Below are 16,601 nucleotides of genomic sequence, written 5' to 3'. Positions count from 1 at the left end.
GCTCGCCGCCGACGAGGCGCACCACGAATCGCCTTGACCGCGATTCGTCGTTCCCTGCCCCGCTACGCGGGAGAGTCCGCTTCACCCCCGGCCTGAAGGCCGGAGCACTGCGGACGAACCCGGTAGCGCCCGCTCCGATCCACGGTCAGCCGGCCGAGCAGGCCGATGCAGGCCGGCCGACGCACTGAGTACCTGTAACTTGGCGCCCCGAACGGCGCCGCGTTGACGCTGCTGGAGCGGCTGCACGGCCTTACGGCTCACATCGAAACAGGCTGACCGGACAGGGTGACGCCCAGAATGGGCCCACACACGCCGCAGGACCGGCGCCGACGGGCGAATCGGGCTCCACCGACTCACAAGGCGGCGGCCGACGAGAGCCGGTGACCCTGCGAGCCTGCGATCGAGAACTCCCTAGTCGGACTCACTCCAGAGATACCACGGGCCCTGCCAGTGTTCGTAGAGATCCTCGCCCTCAGGCTCAGGCGGCTCGCCCTCAGGGCTCCAGGCGAATCCGTCAGTACTGAAAAACCCGGTGCCGTCGATGGCGAAACGTACTCCGCCACGGATCCGCTCGGCCCGTTCGACCGGGAACAGCCCTATCCATTCGTCGTCCGCGGGCAGCGGCGCGCCGTGTGAGAAGGCTTGGGAGCGGCCATCGAGGGCAGGCCGGGACAGGGCGAAGCGCGCCTTCAGGGGCGCACCCACGTATACCAGGCCGCAAACCAGCAGAACGATCAGGGGCGGCAGTGACCACACTGGCCATTCGCGACGCAACCGCGCTGAAGGTTCACGCCCGAACAGCATGCGGCCCAACGTGAGCAACCACATGAGACCGATGAAGACCCAGACATTGGTAATCAACGCCAACCACATCAGGTATCCACCTGGAACGCTCGTCGCCCATACGGTCGCCAGGGCGGCGACGACCGTCGGCATGATCGCCACCGCCCGCCCAGGCCGCCAGGTGTCAAGGCCGGGCTCCGCCGTGTCCATGCCGCAAGCATAGAGATCCACTGGCAAGGGCGAGCAGTGATGACCGTTGGCAGATGCCGCCTCCGTGGCTGCGATCGGCAGGCGGCCGGGGCGGGGGAAGTGGACCGTGCAGCTCGGAGCTTTCAGAAAACCCTGCCTCACGTTGTCCTTGGGGGTGCCGTCTCCCCTGCTCTGCCCTTACCGGGCCGGATGAGCGCCTCGCCTTGCTACGAAAGGACGGCGAACTCGTGCGCTGTTGGGGCCTATGTGCCTTTCAGATCGCGGCTGCGGAAGCCGTACAGGCCGATGATTAGCAGGCCCGCCGCGAGCGCGGTGAGCACCACCAGCGGGGCGAGGCGGAAGTCCTCGACCGGCATCCGGGGAATGTGGTCGAACGGGGACAGTCCCCGTACCCAGTCCGGCAGGTCCGCGCCCCAGAAGCGGATGACCGCGCCGAGGGCGAGCACGGCCCAGGCCAGGGGGACGGCCCTGGGCGCGAGCCCGAACAGCGTGGCGGCGATCCCCAGCAGGAAGAGGATCTCCGGGGTGCGGGCGATCACGGCGGCGGCCGCCGCTCCCGCACGGGCGGCGTCATCGAGCGCCAGGGCGGTGCCGGCACCCATGGACAGGCCGGACACCATCAGCAGCGCGACGGCGGCGAGCCCGGTGGCCAGGAGTGACGAGCTCAGCCAGGCCCATCGGCCGGTCGGGGTGGCCAGCAGTGGCGCCACCCGCCCGCGGTTCTCCTCCGTCCGCAGCCGGGTCGTCGCCTGGACCGTGAAGATTCCGACGAGGAGAGACATCCCGACCCCCATGAGGCTCAGGTAGCCGCCTACCACGTCCGGCTCGCCGCCGAGGATCTCCTCGGCCACGCCCTCGCGCATCGAGCCGGCGAGCCCGCCGAACACCAGGCCGGCCGCGATCAGGGACCCGCCCCACCACAGGATGGACGCGCGCTGGAGCCGGAACGCCAGCGCGAGGGGTGAACGCAGCCCGCGGGCCGCCCGCGCGCGGCCGGGGCGCGAGGCCACCAGCCCGGCGCCGAGGTCCCGTCGCGCCGACAGCGCGTACGCGACCGCCGTCAGAGCCGTGCTGAGCAGCACGGCCAGGGCCAGTGGCCACCAGCGCCCGTCATCCGCCACCCGGGTGAGCTGCGCCCACCCCATCGGGGAGAGCCACGTCAGCCAGCCGCCTTGAACGTCTTGGACGGCGCCCACGGCGCGGAGCAGCCACACGACGGCCAGCACCGCGCCGGCGATTCCGACCGCGGCCCTGGAGTGCTCGGTGAGCTGCACGCTTACCGAGGTGACCGCGGCGAAGACGAGCCCCATCGCGGCCGTGGCCGCGCCGAACAGTAGCGCGTCGCCGGGGGTCATTCCGACGGCCGCCCCCGCCGCGGTCAGCAGCAGGGCCAGCACCACGTTGGTGAGGACGGCGACGAGGAGCGCGGCCGTGAGTGCGGCCTGCCGGCCGACGACCGCGGCGCGCACCAGCTCGGCCCGGCCGCTCTGTTCCTCGGCGCGGGTGTGCCGGGCGATCAGCAGCATGCTCATCAGCGCCGCGCCCAGCAGGAACTCCGGGAAGTAGGCGTTGACGAGATATTTCAGGACCGTGGGGTTCTCCATGCCGAACATGGGCCCGGAGAACAGCCGCAGCATGGGGGCGTCCATCATCTCCGCGCTGGCGCGCAGGGTTTCGGCCGTCGGGTTCGTCGCGGTCGCCACGCCGGCGAAGTATGGGAGGAACAAGGTGATCCCAAGCGTCCACGTGGGCAGCTTGACGCGGTCCCGGCGCAGGGCCAGCCGCAGCATCGCCCCGGTGCCGGTCAGGGCGCCGGCGGGCGAGGCGGCCGTGCGGCGGCCGACGGTGGTGGCGGTCATGCGGCTGCTCCGTTGCCGTAGTGGCGCAGCATGAGCTCCTCCAGAGTGGGGGGATGGCTGGTCAGCGCCCGGATGCCGAAGGCCCCCAGATGCTTGATGGCGCCGTCGAGGTGCTCGGCGTCCACGCTGAACCGCACCTGCCCGTGCTCGGTCTCGGCGTTGTGCACGCCCGGGAGCGCGGCCAGGCCGCTGACCGGGGCGGCGGTCAGGGCTTCTACCGTGGTGCGGGTGAGGTGGCGCAGCTCGGCCAGCGTGCCCGCCTGTACGATCTTGCCCTGTCTGATGATGCTGACCCGGTCGGCCAGCTTCTCCACCTGGGAGAGGATGTGGCTCGACAACAGGACGGTACACCCGGCCGCGTGCGTCTCCGCGACGATCTCCTGGAAGACGGCCTCCATGAGCGGGTCGAGACCCGAAGTCGGCTCGTCCAGGATGAGCAGCTCCACGTCGGCGGCGAAGGCGGCCACGAGCGCCACCTTCTGCCGGTTGCCCTTGGAGTAGGTGCGGGCCTTCTTGGTGGGGTCGAGCTGGAAGCGCTCGATCAGCTCTGCGCGGCGGGTCTCGTCGAGCCCGCCGCGCAGGCGGCCGAGCAGGTCGATGGCCTCGCCGCCGGTGAGGTTCGGCCACAGCTCGACGTCGCCCGGCACGTACGCCAGCCGCCGGTGCAGCTCGGTGGCGTCCGCCCACGGGTCGCCGCCCAGCAACTCGGCGCGGCCGGAGTCGGCGCGCACCAGGCCGAGCAGGATCCGGATGGTGGTGGACTTGCCCGCCCCGTTGGGGCCGAGGAAGCCGTGGATCTCCCCTGTGCCGACGGTCAGGTCGAGCCCGTCCAGTGCACGGGTGGGGCCGAACTTCTTGACGAGGTCGCGGGTGGTGATGGCGGTCATGACAGGGCTCACCACTGCACCGGGAGGCACTTGGGACCGAAGAAGGCCGAGTCGTCTTTCATGGGAATCTCCTGTGCGGGCGCCGCGAGACGCAGGCGGGGGAGTCGGGTGAAGAGTGCTTGCATGACCACGCGCAGCTCCACACGGGCGAGCTGCTGGCCGAGGCACTGGTGAATGCCGTGCCCGAAGGCCAGATGACCTCGTGCCGGTCTGGTGATGTCGAGCTCGTGCGGGTGCTGGAAGCGGGCCGGGTCGTGGTTGGCCGCGCCGACCAGCAGCTCCACGGTCTGGCCCTTTTTGATCAGTTCGCCGCCCACCTCGACGTCCTCGAGCGCCGTACGGAGCATGCCGCTGGGCCCGGTGAGGTAGCGGAGCAGCTCTTCGACGGTGTTGTCGATCAGGCTGGGATCGCGGCGCAGCGCCTGAAGCTGATGGGGGTGCTTCAGCAGGGCGAACGTCCCCAGCGCGAGCATGCTGGAGGTCGTCTCATATCCGGCGGCGAACAGCAGCAACCCGATGGAGGCCAGCTCCTCATCCGACAGGCTGCCGCTGTTGATCACGCCGCTGTAGACGTCGCCGGTGGGATGTTCGCGCTTGCTCGCGATAAGTGGCGGGAAGAGGCCCAGCATGGTCGCGTATGCCTGCTGGACCTGCTCCTCGGTGGAGTCCGCGTCGAGCGCGGTGTCCGCGGCCTGCCGGAACGTGGGAATGGTGGGGCTGGGCAGGCCCAGCAGCTCGCAGATGAGCAGGGCGGGCACGGGAACACACAGGGCGGTGACGAGGTCGGCGGGTGGCCCGGACTTCTCCATGTCGTCAAGGCAGCCGTGGGTCGCCTCGGCGATTCTCTCTTCGAGCCCCCGCATCCTGCGCACGGTGAATTCCCCTGCCAGGAGCTTGCGGTAACGGGTGTGCTCCGGGGGGTCCATGCGGACGAACATGCCGGGCGGGGCAGGTGCGGTGAACACCGCCTGTGCGTTCGAGTTGGGCATCATGACCGGTGGATGGGCCAGCTCACGCCGGATACTGAAACGGCCGTCGGCGAGGATGGCGCGGACCACGTCGTAGCCGGTGGCGAGCCAGCCCGGATGTCCGTCGGCGAAGATCATGGGACGGAGCGGGCGCTCGTTCCTGAGCCTGGCGAAGATCCCTGGTGGGTCGAAAGGGCTGAGCCGGCTGATACGTGCCGTCCAGGGCAGCTCGATGCTGTCCTGTGTCATGTCGCACTCCTAGGAAGGCGATGAGGGCGGGCTGTTCCGGAGCTTTTCGAGGGCGTCTCGCATCGAGGCGGCCGTCTCCGGGGTGAGCATGGGGTGGGAGTAGATGTCGAGGAGGGTCACCGCGAGCAGATGCGCGCCTTGCGGGGTGGCCAGGTCGACGCCGAGTCCGCGGGAGATGTGCTGGTGCAGGATCGGGACGGTCAGGCCCATCGCGGCGCCGACCGTCGCGCGGGCCTTGCGGCTGGCGAAAGGTGGATCCGGGCGGGCCTTATCGGCCTCCTCCAGCCACTCCTCGCTCATCCTGACCATTTCGTCGAACAGCGGCGCGGCCCATCCCTCGGCCAGAGCCCGTGCGAGATACCGCTGGTACGGCCCCAGCTTGGCCAGCGCGGAACCAACCGGGTTGGCAGCGGTGCGCATGGAATCGGTGCGTGCCTCGTCGTTCATCCGGCGGATCTCCTTGACGAGATAGGCGTCGCACGCCTCGCGCAGCGCCTGCTTGGACCCGAAGTGATGGCGCACCAGTCCTGAGGAGACCCCGGCCGCCTCGGCGATGCCACGGATCGTCGCTCTCTCGAACCCGTACTCACCGAAGAGCCGCATCGCGGCATCCCTGATGCGCGCGCGAGCAGTCAGATCTTCAAGATCCGCCTCGATCCTGGCCATCATCCACACTCCTGTTTACCCGGACGTACACAAAGCTACTCCAACGAGCTTTATGCTACACACATGTGTAGTGCTCGTCCACCGAGATCATCGTGAAGGCTTGCTTGCCGATGGCGTCCGGGAGGCTATGACGAAGGACCACGGTGCACCCGTGGCGACGCCGCTGCGGCGATCCGACGTGTGGAGGAGGTGATCAAGCCCGGAGGGACACGGCCAGCACGAGCGGTCGGCGCCCCGCCCGAGGACGTGTTCCAGCGCGGGCCCGTCAGCCACGGCCACTGCGTCGACGGCACCACGACCCAGACCGTGTCGCCGGCCGGCGCCCGTGGGGGCCTCGCCCGGCACCGCCGCCTACGCCTCCCTGGCCGGCCGGATCGCCGTCTTCTCCGTCTCGGACAAGGCCCTGGCTCCCCTTGGCGCGGTCGCGCTCGCCCAGTCCGCCGGGTACGGGTGGGTGATGGGCGCGGTGGCCGCGGCGTGCGCGATGGCGGCGTTCGCGCTGCTCGCCTACCACCGCCTATAATTTAGACCGGCATCGAATTAAGGAGTCGTGTCATGGCCGCCCCCGCCACCATCCAGTGTTGCGCGCCCATCGCTCGCGAGCCGCTCTCCGAGAACGACGCCGCCGAGTTGGCCGCGCCGCTCAAGGCGGTCGCCGATCCGGTGCGGCTGCGCCTGCTGTCGATGATCGGCTCGCACGCCGGCGGCGAGGCGTGCGTCTGCGACCTGACCGACGCCTTCGACCTGACCGCCCCCACGATTTCCCACCACCTCAAGGTCCTGCGCACCGCCGGGCTGATCGACGGCGAACGCCGCGGCACCTGGGTCTACTACCGCATCAATCCTGAGGTGGTGAACAAGCTCGGAGCGCTGTTCACCCCGCTCGCCGCGACCGCTTCGGCAGGCGGCCCGGTGGACGTGGAACCCATCACCGTATGACTGCGGCACCGCGGCCGGCCGATGTCGTGATCATAGGGGCCGGGCAGGCCGGGCTGGCTGCCGGCTACCACCTGCGGCGAGCAGGCGCCGACTTCGTCATCCTGGACGCCCAACAAGCCCCCGGCGGCGCCTGGCGGCACGCCTGGCCGTCACTGCGGCTTTTCTCGCCCGCGCAGTACAGCTCCCTGCCCGGCCGGATGATGCCCATCCCGCCCGGCGGAGCCTATCCGGACGCCGCCCATGTCGTCGCCTACCTCACCGACTACGAGCAGCGCTATCGGCTACCGATCATCCGCCCCGCCACGGTGCGGACCGTGCGACGCGCCGGCGCGCGGCTCGCCGTCGAGAGCACTGCCGGCACCTGGCACGCCCGCATCGTCGTCAGCGCCACGGGCACCTGGTGGCGCCCCTTCGTGCCGCACTACCCCGGCATGCGCGACTTCTGCGGAGAGCAGTTGCACACGGCCGGCTACCGCGGCCCCGAGCCTTTCCACGGCCGCAGGGTACTCGTCGTCGGCGGCGGCAACTCCGCCGCGCAGATCCTCTCCGAACTTTCCCAGGTCGCCGAGACCACCTGGGCGACGCTGCGCCCGCCCCGGCTGCTGCCCGACGAGGTCGACGGCCGCGCCCTGTTCGACCTGGCCACCCGCCGCCACCGGGCTACCTTGGCCGGGCAGCACCCCGCAGGCGCCAGTGGCATCGGAGACCTGGGCGACATCGTCGCCGTCGCGCCTGTACGGGAAGCCCGCGACCGCGGTGTGCTCAAGGCCGAGCCGATGTTCTCGCGCGTCACCCCCGCTGGGGTGGCGTGGGCCGACGGCAGCACCGCGGCCTTCGACGTGATCGTGTGGTGCACGGGCTTTCGTCCCGCCCTCGCTCACCTGGCCCCGCTGCGGCTGCGCGGCCCCAGCGGCCTGATCCACACCGACGGCACCCGAGCCCTGGCCGAACCGCGCCTGCACCTGCTTGGCTACGGCGACTGGACCGGTCCCGCATCGGCCACCCTCATCGGCGCCGGCCGCACCGCCCGGCAGCTCGCCGGCGAGATCACCGCCCAGTTGTAGGGCACGACGCAGCTCGACCACGCACTCGGGGCGTTCGCCCGAGGCATCACCTGACGGCGCGTGCCGTCCTGATCTGCTGCGGTTACAGCTGGGTGATCAACTGCTCGATGCGCGCGCGGATGTCGTCACGGATCTTGCGGACGGCCTCGATGCCCTGCCCGGCCGGGTCGTCGAGCTTCCAGTCCTCGTAGCGCTTGCCGGGGAAGATCGGGCAGGCGTCTCCGCAGCCCATGGTGATGACCACGTCAGACGCCTGGACGGCGTCGGCCGTGAGGATCTTCGGCTGGGCGGCGGTGATGTCGATACCGACCTCGGCCATGGCCTCGACGGCGACCGGGTTGACCCGCTCGGCCGGGGCGGAACCGGCCGAGCGAATCTCGATACGGTCGCCGGCCAGGTGGGTGAGCCATCCGGCGGCCATCTGGGAGCGTCCGGCGTTGTGCACGCAGACGAACAGGACGCTGGGCTTGTGAGGGGTGCGGTCAGGCACGAGCGGGCTCCTTGGTGAAGAGGCGGCGGCCGGCCAGGCTGACGTAGACCAGGGCGACCAGGACGGGCACTTCTATGAGCGGGCCGACGACGCCGGCCAGGGCCTGGCCGGAGGTGACGCCGAAGACGCCGACCGCGACCGCGATGGCCAGTTCGAAGTTGTTGCCCGCGGCGGTGAAGGCGAGCGTCGTCGTCCTGTCGTACGGCAGGCCGATCGCCTTGCCGGTCAGGAAGCCGCCGCCCCACATGAGGGAGAAGTAGGCCAGCAGCGGCAGCGCGATGCGGGCCACGTCCCCCGGCTGGGAGGTGATGGTCTGCCCTTGCAGGGCGAACAGGATGACGATGGTGAACAGCAGGCCGTACAGGGCGATCGGGCCGACGCGCGGCAGGAAGCGCTGCTCGTACCAGTCGCGGCCGCGGGCGCGTTCGCCCAGCTTGCGCGAGGCGTAGCCCGCGAGCAGCGGGATGCCGAGAAAGATGAGCACGTAGAAGGCGATGTCCCAGGCCGACACCCCCAGGGCCGCCTGGGCCAGGCCGAGCCAACCGGGCAGCACCTGCAGGTAGAACCAGCCCAGCGCGCCGAAGGCGACCACCTGGAAGACGGAGTTGAGCGCGACCAGCACGGCGGCGGCCTCACGGTGGCCGCAGGCCAGGTCGTTCCAGATGAGCACCATGGCGATGCACCGGGCCAGCCCGACGATGATCAGGCCGGTGCGGTACTCGGGCAGGTCCGGCAGCAAGATCCAGGCCAGGGCGAACATCAGCGCCGGACCGAGCACCCAGTTCAGCACCAGCGAGGAGATCAGCAGGCGGCGGTCGCCGGTCACGGTGCCGAGCCGGTCGTAGCGGACCTTGGCCAGCACCGGGTACATCATCAGCAGCAGGCCCAGCGCGATCGGCAACGAGATCTCGCCGATCTTGACGGCGTCCAGCGCGGTGTCCAGGCCGGGCACCAACCGGCCGAGCAGCAGCCCTACGCCCATGGCCGCGATGATCCACACCGGCAGGAACCGATCCAGTACCGACAGAGCGCCGATCACGCCCGCCGGCGGCGCGCCGGCCTGTGCGGGTTGCGTGGCCATCACAGCGGACCTGCCGGTGCGGTGGCGGGCAGGTTCAGCAGCGCCGACAGCTCGCCCAGCGTCTCGGGCACCAGGCGGTAGTAGACCCAGGAGGCACGCCGCTCGGAGGTCAGCAGCCCGACCTCTTTGAGCACCTTCAGGTGGTGGCTGATAGTCGGCTGGGACAACGCGAACGCGCCGGTGATGTCGCACACGCACACCTCGCCACCCGCGCGGCTGGCCACGATCGACAAGATGCGAAGTCGCACCGGATCACCCAGCGCCTTGAACACGCGCGCCACCCCGGCCGCCTGCTCGGCGTCCAGCGGCTCGCGGGTCAACGGCGGGCTGCACTCCAGAATTTCCAGCAGTTCCATCCGCGGCCTTCCGTATAGACGCTCGTCAAAATAGATGCATGTCTATATTTACATACGCCCATGCCTGCTCGGTACGTCAGCTTCTCGGCCGTAAATGTAAACGGCCGAGCTTGCAGCTCCTCGCCGTACATGGGGTGCTTCGGCCTTGAGACGGCGCGGGGATCCGGGCTTGCCCAGATTCCCGGCGGCCAGGTTGGCGTGCAGGGCGCGGTAGGCGTCGGCGACCTTCTTGATGACGTGCTGGGCGGCCTGGGCGGCCAGGGCGAACTCGGCCTTGATCTGATCGTCGGCGTGCCTGCGCAGATCGAAGTTACGGAAACATCGCTGTTCGAAGGCGAGGGCGGCGACCACACTCGCCGCAGCGTTGACGGCGCGCAGGGTCGCATCCAACGCCGTCGCCTGCTGCGGCGTCGGCAGGAGCTTCACCTGCACCGTACTTCGCCGCCTCCTGCGGCGGCGCACCTCCGTCGATCATCAAGGAGTACATCGAGAACCAGAAGCGGCCAGACTGAGCGCCGCACGAAGACCGAAGACCAGGGCACCGCTCGAGCCTGGCGGCCCTCCCGCGCTGTCGTTTCCTCCCGGGCGTAAACGCCCGGGGTTCCACGCCAGATCACGCTGAACGTGCACTCAACTGACCGGAAAGACCGGCAAGCAGCGCCGCAGCCCATGGCAGCGGAGACACGGGTACAAGGCCGCCATCCCAGCCTCCTCACGGGCCGGTGCGGGAGCGGCGGGGGCGTCAGTGGCTGCCGGACAGTTCGCCGGACAAGGTGGCGTGCATCTTGGCGCTGGCCTGGTTGAGTCCGATGATCCGCACGATCTTGCCGCGGGCGGCGTACTTGGACTCGACGGTGTCCAGGGCGGCCACGGAGGAGGCATCCCAGATGTGGGCGTCGGTCAGGTCGATGACCACGTCGTCAGGGTCTTCCGCGTAGTCGAACTGGGAGACCAGGTCGTTGCTGGAGGCGAAGAACAGCTCACCGGTGACGGCGTAGACGACCTGGCCACCGTCCGGGTCGATGACGGCGGAGACCTGGGCCAGGTGGGCGACGCGGCGGGCGAAGATGATCAGGCCCGTCAGGGAGCCGACGACCACGCCGATGGCCAGGTTGTGCGTGGCGACCACGACGGCGACCGTGATCACCATGACGGTGATCTCGCCGGCGGGCAGGCGCTTGAGCGTGGCGGGGGCGATGGAGTGCCAGTCGAACGTGCCGAACGAGACCAGGATCATGACGGCGACCAGGGCGGCCATCGGGATCTGCGACACCCAGGGGCCGAAGACTATGCACAGCACCATGAGCATGACGCCTGCGGTGAAGGTGGACAGCCGGGTGCGGGCACCGTTCTTCACATTGATCATGGTCTGGCCGATCATGGCGCAGCCGCCCATGCCGCCGAAGAATCCGGTGACGATGTTGGCGATGCCCTGGCCGATGGACTCGCGGGTCTTGGAGGAGCGGGTGTCCGTGATGTCGTCGACCAGTTTGGCGGTCATCAGCGACTCCATCAGCCCGACCAGGGCGAAGGCCAGCGCGTACGGGGCGATGAGGGTCAGGGTGTCCAGGGTGAAGGGCACGTCCGGAAGGCCGGGCACGGGCAGCGCGGCCGGCAGCGCACCGCGGTCGCCCACGGTCGGCACGGCCAGCGCGGCACCGACGGTGATGGCGGTCAGCGCGGCGATGGACACCAGCGGAGCCGGGACCGCCTTGGTCAGGCGGGGGAAGAACACCATCAGCGCCAGCCCGGCGGCCACCAGCGGATACACCGTCCACGGCACGTCGACCAGTTCGGGCACCTGCGCCATGAAGATCAGGATGGCCAGGGCGTTGACGAAGCCGACCATGACGCTGCGTGGCACGAACCGCATCAGCCTGGCCACGCCGAGCGCGCCGAGCGCGACCTGGATGAGGCCGCCGAGGATGACGGTGGCGATCAGGTGGCCGAGGCCGTATTCGCGCGCCAGCGGTGCGACGACCAGCGCGATCGCGCCGGTGGCGGCCGAGATCATGGCGGGGCGGCCGCCGGCGATGGCGATGACGACCGCCATGGTGAATGAGGCGAACAGGCCGACGCTGGGGTCCACCCCGGCGATGATGGAGAACGAGATCGCCTCGGGGATGAGGGCGAGCGCGACGACCAGGCCGGACAGGATCTCGGTACGGGCCACTGAGGGTGTCAGCCAGGCCGGGCGGCCGGGCCGCAGGCGGCCGGCCAGGGAAGCAGACGGGCGGGCGGGCACAGAGGAACTGGGCAACGGACGTCCTTCGACATGGATCGGCCCCGCACGGGCCGGCGGGCAACACGCCACCAGGCACGGCGGCAGCGGGTGAGGTAGCGGCCGAGCAGAGGGCCGCCCGCCTTCGATTCGGGCACGCTCGCGGGGCGTGCCCCGATTCAGAGGTGGGCGGCAGGCCGGGGGATGTGGGCGGTGCTACCGCGGGCGGGTCACGGCGGGAAGCAAGCGGGTGGCGATCACAGGCATGCGCGCGTCGATGTTCCTTACCGTGTGAAGAAGGGGCGCTCGGATGGCGCCCATACAGGTTGTCGGGCCGGCGATGTGCCAGAGTGAAGGGCTGCCCGGTCTGCGCCGAGACATCCGACTTGGCTCGCCCATCGACGACTCTACCCTAACGTTAGGGTAGAGATTCGGCGGGGAGCGGGTGTGGCAGCCCGTACCGCCCCAACAGCCGAGCAGTGAGGTCGTGCAGAAGATGGACGGACCGGCGCTTTCCGCCACCGAAGGCGAAGTCCCGGCTTCGCCGGACGGTGGCCGAGATCACATGCACATCGGGCAGGTCGCGGCGCGGACCGGGCTGTCACTGCGGACCATCCGGCACTATGACGAGGTGGGGCTCGTGCGGCCCTCGGCACGCAGCCAGGGCGGCTTCCGCCTCTACACCGAGGCCGACGTCGCCCGGTTGATGGTGATCCGCCGGATGAAGCCGCTCGGCTTCACCCTGGAGGAGATGGGCGAGCTGCTGTCCATCACCGACCGGCTCGACATCAGCGGCGCGACGGCCCTGGAGGCGGCCGAGCGTGAGCGGCTGCTGGCCCGGCTCGGCCACTTCGAGCAGGCCACCCGCGAGCGCTGTGAGGCCTTGCGAGCGCAGCTGAGCAAGGCCGAGGAGTTCGCCACCGACCTGCGGCGCCGCGCCGGCCAGCTGGGCGGCGGCACTGCCTGACCAGCGGCCGGACTCGCCTGTCGCCTTGGCACACGCATCAATGAAGCCGACAGAACACCCAGCGCCGGACGATCCATCAGATACCGATCACACTGCTGCGTCGTTCCACCATCAGCACGTCCCGCCACACACCGTGATGGCGGCCGAGCCGCTCCCGGGTGCCGACGACGCGGAAGCCGAGCGCCTGGTGCAACGCCAGACTGGCGGCGTTCTCACCGAAGATGCCGGACTGGATCGTCCAGACGCCGGCGTCCTCACACGCGGCGATGAACGCGCCCAGCAGGGCGCGGCCGATGCCGTGCGCCTGGCAACCCGGGTGAACGTAGACGCTGTGCTCGACGACTCCTGCATAGACGCACCGGGACGATACCGGCGAGGCGGCCACCCAGCCGACTACCTGCCCGGTGCCGGCGTCGGCGGCCACGTAGCGCAGATGCGGCAGCCTGCCGGCGGTGAAGCTCTCCCAACTCGGCGCGCTAGTCTCGAAACTGGCCTGCCGGGTGTCCAGACCCGCCTGGTAGATGGCCAGCACCTGCGCCGCATCGAACTCGCGCATCGGCCGGATCTCCAGACCTGCCCCAGCGGAGGGCTTGACCGCCTGGACGATCGCCGAACGCACCCCATCACCGTGATCGGCGGTCGGGACGATGCTCACACCCACGAAACCTGCCGCCGCCAGGAGTTGCCGGTACTCGGCCACCGGCAGCGCGCCTGCTACGCAGCCGATGCGCTGCTCGGCCTGCCGGCGGCGCTCCTCGTCGAACTCACCGTCGGTCACGACGTCAGTGATGCCCAGCCTGCCGCCCGGCCGCAGCACCCGGAACGCCTCGGCCAGCGCGGCCGCCTTGCCGTGGGACAGGTTGATCACACCGTTCGAAATGATCACGTCGACCCAGCGATCCGGCAGCGGCACCTCCTCGATCGTGCCGTGCAGGAGTTCGGTGTTGGCCACTTCGGCCTGTTCGACGTTGCGGCGAGCCGGCGCGACCATGTCAGGGCCGGCGTCCAGCCCGTACACGGTGCCGGACGGGCCGACCCGGCGCGCCGACAGCACGTCGATCCCGCCACCCGGGCCCAGATCCAGAACCGTCTCCCCTTCACGCAGCTCAGCGACGGTGACCGGATTGCCGCACACGACCTCGTCATGCGCCATGGAATGCTCCTTCATTCACAGATGGGCGGCGCCGGCACCGGCTTGCCCATGACCACGTCGGCCGCCGTCGGAAAGCAGCTCACGCACGCCTCGTTGATTCGGTAGAGGCTGGAGGTGCCCTGCTTGTCGACCAGGACGAACCGCACCTCGGCCAGGATTTTCAGATGGTGCGAGATGGTGGACTGGCCCACGCCGGAAGCCGCCACGATCTCGCCCACGCTCATCGGCGTGCGCCGCCGGGCCAGCAGCGACACGACCTGTATCCGGGTGGCATCAGCCAGGGCCTTGAACCAGCTCGCGTACTCTTCGGCCTCCGCTCGCGGCAGAGGTGTCCGCTCTCCATTCATCGTTAATCGACGATACTCGATGAAATCTCTCGCGAGAAGTGTCGACCTCAAGACCGACACCGCTCTTTCCTTCGCGGTGGCAAGCTCCTGTTGGAGGTCGGATCGAGCGACGCGAGCCTTCTGGGCGCGCAAGGCGGCCTCCGTGACGTCGCCGCTTCGAGCACTGCGCTGGACCGCGTCGCCCTCGGGATGCCGCCGCTGGATCGGGGCGTGCCGTGCAGCAGGTCCAGGCCGGCGATCCCGTTCGCGCCGCCGATGAGCAGGGCCGCGTATCGGACGGCGTCCCGCTCGCCGACCAGGTCGGCGACGACTCCTCCCAGCCGTCAAGGGCACGGCGGTGCGCGGCATCCGCATCCTCGACGAGCAGGCCGAACCTACAGGCCCCGGCTGGACCGTCATGCTCGTTGGGCTCGTGCGCGACGGTCAGCAGGAAGAACTCCTCGCTCGGCCAGGTAAGGACGCCGTCGAACCAGCCGAGTGCCGCCGCGCACGCCTCGGCGGCGTACCCGAATCCCCACGCCCGCGGCAGGAACAGGTAGCCGAGATCGGCCTTCCCCGCAGCAGGCTGATCAACGGCACCTCTCCATTTCGGCCTCCACACCCAAGCCGCCGCGCCTCACCGCCGTGTGACATCCGTGATCGTGGCGTATGTCACACGGCGGTGCTGTCACGGGGAAGGCGCCGCCGGCGCCTCATGTTTGGTCAGGACACCGCGCGAACCTTCCGCGCGGCACACATCTCCCGGAGTGATCGCCCGGCCTGGCGCGCGGTGACCGCCGCACGACTACCGCGGCAGGGGCGGGAACGGAAGGACATCATGAGCAAGGTCTGGTTCATCACTGGCTCGTCGCGCGGGCTCGGCCGTAACTTCGTCGAGGCCGCCCTGTCCCGCGGCGACCGGGTCGCCGCGACCGCCCGCATCAGGGCGAGCCTGGACGACCTGGTCACCGCCTACGGCGACGCGCTGCTGCCGCTGGAGCTGGACGTGACCGACAAGCCGGCCGTCTTCGACAGCGTGAAGCAGGCCAAGGAGCACTTCGGCCGCCTGGACGTCATCGTGAACAACGCCGGCTTCACCCAGGTCGGCGCGGTCGAGGAGCTGAGCGAGCAGGAGCTGCGCGACCAGATGGAGACCAACCTGTTCGGCGCGGTGTGGGTGATCCAGGCCGCCCTGCCCCACCTGCGCGAGCAGCGCTCCGGGCACATCATCCAGCTCTCCTCGGTGGCCGGGATCGTCGCCATGCCGCTCGTCGGCGCCTACCACGCCTCCAAGTGGGCACTGGAAGGCCTCAACGAGGCCCTCGCCGGCGAGGTCGCCGCGTTCGGCGTCAAGGTGACCATCATCGAGCCCGACGCCTTCGCCACCCGGGACGGCAACGACCCTCTCGACTACGGCCACATGGCGCAGATGGACCCGGCCTACGACGAGCTGCGCCAGCGTCTCGGGGCCACCGCGCAGCAGCCCACGGGCGACCCGGCCGCCGCTGCCCAGGCGCTGCTCACCCTCGCGGACACCGACGACCCGCCCCTGCGCGTGTTGTTCGGCCAGGACTTCTACCCAATGATCCAGCAGGCGTACGCGGACCGGCTCAGGACCTGGACCGACTGGCAGGACCTGTCGGCGCGGGCGCACGGCCCGCTCGGCGCCTGACGTCCACGGCCTTCCTGCGCCGCCCGCCGGGCAGGCCCAGCTCAGCGCCCCCGCCGGAGGGCCGACTCAACCGCATTACCTGTCACATCGATCAACCGGCAGGCATCGATCGGCGCGCCGCGGCGACCGCGCCATCCCGTACGCCCCAGCATCGGCCGCATGTCTCCGGATCCTGGAAATTGGCCCTGCGCACCGACAGAGGAGGGATATGTCCCGACTTGCCGGTCCGTGTTGGCATGTCGAAACCGACAATCACCTGACACGGAGGCTCGGATTTCGACAGCGAAACGCGGATCCTACACGCACGCTTTGTGCGAGTGATGTGAAAGAGAAGGCCGGACTTATCTTGGGTTCCTGTTCTCTTTCCGCAGTTCAGAGAGATATGACCTTGGCAGGCACGTATGGCACGTACGGCTGTCCAGGAAGTGTTTCGACCGAAACGCCCACAAGGTGCTTCCTGAGTCCCGCGCGGCACCGAGGTGGTCCATGGCCTCGCCGAGGCGCTGCGCGCGCGGCGGCACAAGAAGGGCTGGAAGTACCGCCAGGCGCGCAACGTGCTGGCACCAGTCGCTGGAACGGCGCAGCTAGTGCTGTGACCGGAAACGATCACCGGGTTGAGTGACAGGTTTCAGGCGGCCGGTGCGAGGGGTCTGCCTCCCCAGCGGATGCCTTTCTCGCTGCGGATGCGGGCGCGTTCGCGGCGTTGGGCG

The 16,601-nt window shown here is 69.7% G+C and carries 17 protein-coding genes; 5 read left to right on the top strand and 12 right to left on the bottom strand.

What is annotated here, in order from left to right:
- Nucleotides 1–411: 411 nt before the first annotated feature.
- From ABGB01_RS45020 to ABGB01_RS45000, 5 genes are all read right to left on the bottom strand, one after another.
- Nucleotides 412–993: a hypothetical protein gene (locus tag ABGB01_RS45020; RefSeq protein WP_347780408.1), complete on the bottom strand. Its 582-nt coding sequence runs from the start codon at nt 991–993 to the stop codon at nt 412–414.
- 242 nt (nt 994–1,235) lie between these two features.
- Complete coding sequence (locus ABGB01_RS45015; protein WP_347780407.1) at nt 1,236–2,852, bottom strand: ABC transporter permease; 1,617 nt, start codon at nt 2,850–2,852, stop codon at nt 1,236–1,238.
- A complete protein-coding gene (locus tag ABGB01_RS45010) occupies nt 2,849–3,739 on the bottom strand; it encodes an ABC transporter ATP-binding protein (protein ID WP_347780406.1) in 891 nt (296 codons plus the stop codon). The genes ABGB01_RS45015 and ABGB01_RS45010 overlap by 4 nt, the downstream gene beginning before the upstream one ends.
- Nucleotides 3,740–3,747: 8 nt before the next feature.
- The gene (locus ABGB01_RS45005) at nt 3,748–4,956 is read right to left on the bottom strand and encodes a cytochrome P450 (RefSeq protein ID WP_347780404.1); all 1,209 of its coding nucleotides are present in this window, start codon (nt 4,954–4,956) and stop codon (nt 3,748–3,750) included.
- Between the two features lie 9 nt (nt 4,957–4,965).
- Complete coding sequence (locus ABGB01_RS45000; protein WP_347780402.1) at nt 4,966–5,625, bottom strand: TetR family transcriptional regulator; 660 nt, start codon at nt 5,623–5,625, stop codon at nt 4,966–4,968.
- Nucleotides 5,626–5,947: 322 nt separating this feature from the next.
- On the opposite strand from ABGB01_RS45000, the gene ABGB01_RS44995 reads away from it, so the two are divergent.
- From ABGB01_RS44995 to ABGB01_RS44985, 3 genes are read left to right on the top strand one after another with little or no spacing between them, the layout of a single operon-like run.
- A complete protein-coding gene (locus ABGB01_RS44995) occupies nt 5,948–6,145 on the top strand; it encodes a hypothetical protein (RefSeq protein ID WP_347780400.1) in 198 nt (65 codons plus the stop codon).
- Nucleotides 6,146–6,177: 32 nt separating this feature from the next.
- Nucleotides 6,178–6,561 carry a metalloregulator ArsR/SmtB family transcription factor gene (locus tag ABGB01_RS44990; protein ID WP_347780398.1) on the top strand — a complete coding sequence of 128 codons (384 nt, stop codon included), beginning with the start codon at nt 6,178–6,180 and terminating at the stop codon, nt 6,559–6,561.
- Complete coding sequence (locus tag ABGB01_RS44985) at nt 6,558–7,625, top strand: ArsO family NAD(P)H-dependent flavin-containing monooxygenase (RefSeq protein ID WP_347780397.1); 1,068 nt, start codon at nt 6,558–6,560, stop codon at nt 7,623–7,625. The genes ABGB01_RS44990 and ABGB01_RS44985 overlap by 4 nt, the downstream gene beginning before the upstream one ends.
- Before the next feature lie 82 nt (nt 7,626–7,707).
- Here ABGB01_RS44985 and ABGB01_RS44980 read toward each other — a convergent pair whose 3' ends face one another.
- The 5 genes from ABGB01_RS44980 to ABGB01_RS44960 all read right to left on the bottom strand — a co-directional run bounded on the left by ABGB01_RS44980 (nt 7,708) and on the right by ABGB01_RS44960 (nt 11,773).
- Nucleotides 7,708–8,115: an arsenate reductase ArsC gene (locus ABGB01_RS44980; protein ID WP_347780396.1), complete on the bottom strand. Its 408-nt coding sequence runs from the start codon at nt 8,113–8,115 to the stop codon at nt 7,708–7,710.
- Complete coding sequence (gene arsB, locus ABGB01_RS44975; protein WP_347780395.1) at nt 8,108–9,196, bottom strand: ACR3 family arsenite efflux transporter; 1,089 nt, start codon at nt 9,194–9,196, stop codon at nt 8,108–8,110. Before arsB ends, ABGB01_RS44980 begins: the two co-directional genes overlap by 8 nt.
- Nucleotides 9,196–9,552 (bottom strand): metalloregulator ArsR/SmtB family transcription factor, encoded by a 357-nt coding sequence (locus tag ABGB01_RS44970; protein WP_347780393.1) that lies wholly within the window; start codon nt 9,550–9,552, stop codon nt 9,196–9,198. Before ABGB01_RS44970 ends, arsB begins: the two co-directional genes overlap by 1 nt.
- A gap of 48 nt (nt 9,553–9,600) precedes the next feature.
- On the bottom strand, nt 9,601–9,984 hold the full coding sequence (locus tag ABGB01_RS44965; RefSeq protein WP_347780391.1) for a hypothetical protein: 384 nt from the start codon (nt 9,982–9,984) through the stop codon (nt 9,601–9,603).
- 310 nt (nt 9,985–10,294) lie between these two features.
- Nucleotides 10,295–11,773 carry a SulP family inorganic anion transporter gene (locus tag ABGB01_RS44960; RefSeq protein ID WP_347780410.1) on the bottom strand — a complete coding sequence of 493 codons (1,479 nt, stop codon included), beginning with the start codon at nt 11,771–11,773 and terminating at the stop codon, nt 10,295–10,297.
- Nucleotides 11,774–12,338: 565 nt separating this feature from the next.
- On the opposite strand from ABGB01_RS44960, the gene ABGB01_RS44955 reads away from it, so the two are divergent.
- Nucleotides 12,339–12,740: a MerR family transcriptional regulator gene (locus ABGB01_RS44955; RefSeq protein WP_347780390.1), complete on the top strand. Its 402-nt coding sequence runs from the start codon at nt 12,339–12,341 to the stop codon at nt 12,738–12,740.
- A gap of 76 nt (nt 12,741–12,816) precedes the next feature.
- On the opposite strand, the gene ABGB01_RS44950 is transcribed toward ABGB01_RS44955, so the two are convergent.
- Nucleotides 12,817–13,893, bottom strand: a complete 1,077-nt coding sequence (locus tag ABGB01_RS44950; protein ID WP_347780389.1) for a GNAT family N-acetyltransferase — start codon at nt 13,891–13,893, stop codon at nt 12,817–12,819.
- 11 nt (nt 13,894–13,904) lie between these two features.
- Nucleotides 13,905–14,372 (bottom strand): metalloregulator ArsR/SmtB family transcription factor, encoded by a 468-nt coding sequence (locus ABGB01_RS44945; protein WP_347780387.1) that lies wholly within the window; start codon nt 14,370–14,372, stop codon nt 13,905–13,907.
- A 685-nt stretch (nt 14,373–15,057) separates the two neighbouring features.
- On the opposite strand from ABGB01_RS44945, the gene ABGB01_RS44940 reads away from it, so the two are divergent.
- The gene (locus ABGB01_RS44940) at nt 15,058–15,891 is read left to right on the top strand and encodes an SDR family NAD(P)-dependent oxidoreductase (RefSeq protein ID WP_347780385.1); all 834 of its coding nucleotides are present in this window, start codon (nt 15,058–15,060) and stop codon (nt 15,889–15,891) included.
- The last annotated feature ends 710 nt before the right edge of the window (nt 15,892–16,601 follow it).

It is taken from the genome of Nonomuraea sp. B5E05, from assembly GCF_039880665.1.
In the GTDB taxonomy this organism is placed as follows: Bacteria; Actinomycetota; Actinomycetes; order Streptosporangiales; family Streptosporangiaceae; genus Nonomuraea.
Note: the sequence above shows the minus strand (reverse complement) of the source record. Positions and strands in the feature narration are given on the sequence as shown.

Coding starts and splice junctions, on each gene's coding strand:
- ABGB01_RS45020 (WP_347780408.1), bottom strand. CDS start 993: ATGGACACGGCGGAGCCCGGCCTTGACACCTGGCGGCCTGGGCGGGCG.
- ABGB01_RS45015 (WP_347780407.1), bottom strand. CDS start 2,852: ATGACCGCCACCACCGTCGGCCGCCGCACGGCCGCCTCGCCCGCCGGC.
- ABGB01_RS45010 (WP_347780406.1), bottom strand. CDS start 3,739: ATGACCGCCATCACCACCCGCGACCTCGTCAAGAAGTTCGGCCCCACC.
- ABGB01_RS45005 (WP_347780404.1), bottom strand. CDS start 4,956: ATGACACAGGACAGCATCGAGCTGCCCTGGACGGCACGTATCAGCCGG.
- ABGB01_RS45000 (WP_347780402.1), bottom strand. CDS start 5,625: ATGATGGCCAGGATCGAGGCGGATCTTGAAGATCTGACTGCTCGCGCG.
- ABGB01_RS44990 (WP_347780398.1), top strand. CDS start 6,178: ATGGCCGCCCCCGCCACCATCCAGTGTTGCGCGCCCATCGCTCGCGAG.
- ABGB01_RS44985 (WP_347780397.1), top strand. CDS start 6,558: ATGACTGCGGCACCGCGGCCGGCCGATGTCGTGATCATAGGGGCCGGG.
- arsB (WP_347780395.1), bottom strand. CDS start 9,196: ATGGCCACGCAACCCGCACAGGCCGGCGCGCCGCCGGCGGGCGTGATC.
- ABGB01_RS44970 (WP_347780393.1), bottom strand. CDS start 9,552: ATGGAACTGCTGGAAATTCTGGAGTGCAGCCCGCCGTTGACCCGCGAG.
- ABGB01_RS44955 (WP_347780390.1), top strand. CDS start 12,339: ATGCACATCGGGCAGGTCGCGGCGCGGACCGGGCTGTCACTGCGGACC.
- ABGB01_RS44950 (WP_347780389.1), bottom strand. CDS start 13,893: ATGGCGCATGACGAGGTCGTGTGCGGCAATCCGGTCACCGTCGCTGAG.
- ABGB01_RS44940 (WP_347780385.1), top strand. CDS start 15,058: ATGAGCAAGGTCTGGTTCATCACTGGCTCGTCGCGCGGGCTCGGCCGT.